2 protein-coding genes are annotated in these 2,772 nt (G+C 58.9%); both read left to right on the forward strand.

Translation table 11 applies throughout. From position 1 onward, the window contains the following. The first annotated feature begins 158 nt into the window (after nt 1-158). On the forward strand, nt 159-950 hold the full coding sequence (locus PMI18_RS02380; RefSeq protein WP_007906955.1) for a CPBP family intramembrane glutamic endopeptidase: 792 nt from the start codon (nt 159-161) through the stop codon (nt 948-950). A gap of 104 nt (nt 951-1,054) precedes the next feature. Beyond that, nucleotides 1,055-2,620: a methyl-accepting chemotaxis protein gene (locus tag PMI18_RS02375; RefSeq protein ID WP_007906957.1), complete on the forward strand. Its 1,566-nt coding sequence runs from the start codon at nt 1,055-1,057 to the stop codon at nt 2,618-2,620. Nucleotides 2,621-2,772: the final 152 nt, after the last annotated feature.

Here is a 2,772-nt window from a genome sequence, read left to right on the forward strand (position 1 = left end):
GGGGGCTTGCCCCCGTTGGGCTGCGAAGCAGTCCCAAAATCTCTGATGTACCAAAAATCTTGTGAGTGCTACGCACTCAAACGGGGGCAAGCCCCCTCGCCACAGAGCTCCCACAGGGAATGAGGCAATCCGCAAAATTTCGGACACAAGGACTTCAAATGATCGCTCTGCCATGGACTTATCTGGCACTTCTCTCCATTGGCTACGGCCTGGCGTTGATCTACGGCCATCTCGGTTGGCTGTCCGCTATCTCTTTTGCGTTGCTGCTGTTCGCCGGTTTCGCCGTTCGCCAGCAACAGGTTCCCGTTGGCCGCTACCTCGGCCACGGTCTGTTCATCTTCCTGGCGGTGGCGCTGGCGATGCACTGGCTTCCCGGTTTCTTCAACGGTCGCGCCATTGATCCCCAGCGTTTCACCGACGATGCCGTGCCGTTTGCCATGTACCTGAATCAGGACAAACCGCTGATTGGTTTCTGGCTGTTGCTGGTTTGTCCATGGATTGTCGGCCGGCGCTCGCTGCGGCTGTCCGTTTATGCCACCGCCCTCGCCTTGACCGTGAGCGCCGTGCTGGCCTTGGGTGGCGCGCTGTTGCTGGGCGTGATCAGTTGGGCGCCGAAGTGGCCGGATCAGGCCTGGTTGTGGATGCTGAACAATCTGTTGCTGGTGACGCTGGTGGAAGAAGCGCTGTTTCGCGGCTACATCCAGGGCGGCCTGAGCCGGCAGTTCAAACATCTGCCTTATGGCGAAAATCTCGCGTTGTTGCTCGCATCAATGCTGTTCGGCCTCGTTCATCTGGGTGCTGGCTGGCAATGGGTGTTGCTGGCGGGCCTCGCGGGTGTCGGTTATGGCCTGGCCTATCGTTTTGGTGGGTTGGGCGCGGCTATCGCCACCCACTTTGGTTTAAATCTACTGCATTTCGGGCTGTTCACTTATCCGATGCTCGCCGGCTGACGCAATAGTCGTTTTGCGACGCGTCACTGATTTATGAAAAAAACATTTCAATAAATACCTGACGATGCCGACAACCTCTCAAAGCCTTGCGGATTGAAAAAGCCATGCGTAACAACCAGCCCATTACACAACGCGAACGGACCTTCCCGGCTCAGCAACGGTTGATTTCCACCACCGATGCCAAGGGCGTGATCACCTACTGCAACGACGCTTTCGTCGAAATCAGCGGGTTTTCTCGTGAGGAACTGATCCGTGCGCCGCATAACCTGGTCCGTCACCCCGACGTCCCGGCTGCGGTGTTCGCGCACATGTGGGGCACACTGAAACAAGGCTTGCCATGGATGGGCATTGTCAAAAATCGCTGCAAGACCGGTGACCACTACTGGGTTAACGCCTATGTCACACCGGTGTTCGACGGCAATCAGGTGATCGGTTACGAGTCGGTGCGGGTCAAACCCACCGCCGAACAGATCCGCCGCGCCGAAGCGCTCTACCAACGCATCAACCAGGGCAAGTCTGCGGTTCCCTCTACAGACAAATGGCTGCCGGTGCTTCAGGACTGGCTGCCGTTCATTCTGGTCAGCCAGCTGAGTTTCATGATCGGCGCCACCCTGACGTCCCAATGGGGCTTCGCCCTCGCCGCCGGCCTTTCGGTGCCGTTGGGCCTGATGGGGTTGAGCTGGCAACAGCGCGGTATCAAGCGTTTGCTGCGCCTGGCTGAACAGACCACGTCTGACCCGTTGATCGCGCAGATGTACACCGACAGCCGTGGCGCCCAGGCACGCCTGGAGATGTCGATCCTCAGTCAGGAAGCACGCCTGAAAACCTGTTTGACCCGTTTGCAGGACACTGCCGAACACCTCACCGAACAAGCGAAACAGTCCGATACCCTGGCGCACAACAGCTCCAGCGGCCTGGAACGTCAACGCGTCGAAACCGAGCAAGTGGCAACCGCTGTGAATCAGATGGCCGCCACCACTCAGGAAGTCGCCAGCCACGTGCAGCGCACCGCTGACGCCACTCAGGAAGCCAATCGCCTGACCGGTCGTGGTCGCGACATCGCCGGGGAAACCCGCGAAGCCATTCAGCGCCTGTCGGTTGTAGTCGGTGAAACCGGCCTGACCGTGACTCAACTGGCCAAGGACAGCGACGAAATTGGCGGCGTGGTCGATGTGATCAAAGGCATCGCCGACCAGACCAACCTGCTGGCCTTGAACGCTGCGATTGAAGCCGCGCGTGCCGGCGAGATGGGCCGTGGTTTTGCGGTGGTGGCCGACGAAGTACGCCAATTGGCACAATGCACCAGCGAATCCACCGGGCAGATTCACGCCCTGATCGCCAAGCTGCAGCAAACCGCCAGCACCGCAGTGCAAACCATGGAAGCCGGGCATCGCCAGGCCGAAGAAGGTGTGGCGCGGGTGTTGGAAGCGGACCAGGCACTGGTGGGCATCAGCGAAGCGGTGGCCAATATCACCGACATGACCACCCAGATCGCTGCCGCCACCGAAGAGCAAAGTGCCGTTGCCGAAGAAATCAGCCGCAACATCAGCAACATCTCACAACTGGCTGACCAGACCTCGGAACAGGCACAGCACTCGGCGCTGCTGAGTGAAGAACTGACCAAGACCGCGAATACCCAGTATTCGTTGGTGGAGCGGTTTAATCGCTGATTTATTCTGGAAAGACAAAAACCCGGACGGTGAAAACTTCCGGGTTTTTTGTTGCCTGGCAGATCGCTTTCGCGGGCAAGCCTCGCTCCTACAGATAATCGCGCATGACCCGCATGACCCGCATGATCCGCATGATCCGCATGATCCGCATG

The organism is Pseudomonas sp. GM102, from assembly GCF_000282555.1.
Taxonomy (GTDB): Bacteria; Pseudomonadota; Gammaproteobacteria; order Pseudomonadales; family Pseudomonadaceae; genus Aquipseudomonas.

What these genes read in the sequence shown, in the direction of transcription:
- PMI18_RS02375 (WP_007906957.1), top strand. Translation starts at nt 1,055, where the DNA reads ATGCGTAACAACCAGCCCATTACACAACGCGAACGGACCTTCCCGGCT.
- PMI18_RS02380 (WP_007906955.1), top strand. Translation starts at nt 159, where the DNA reads ATGATCGCTCTGCCATGGACTTATCTGGCACTTCTCTCCATTGGCTAC.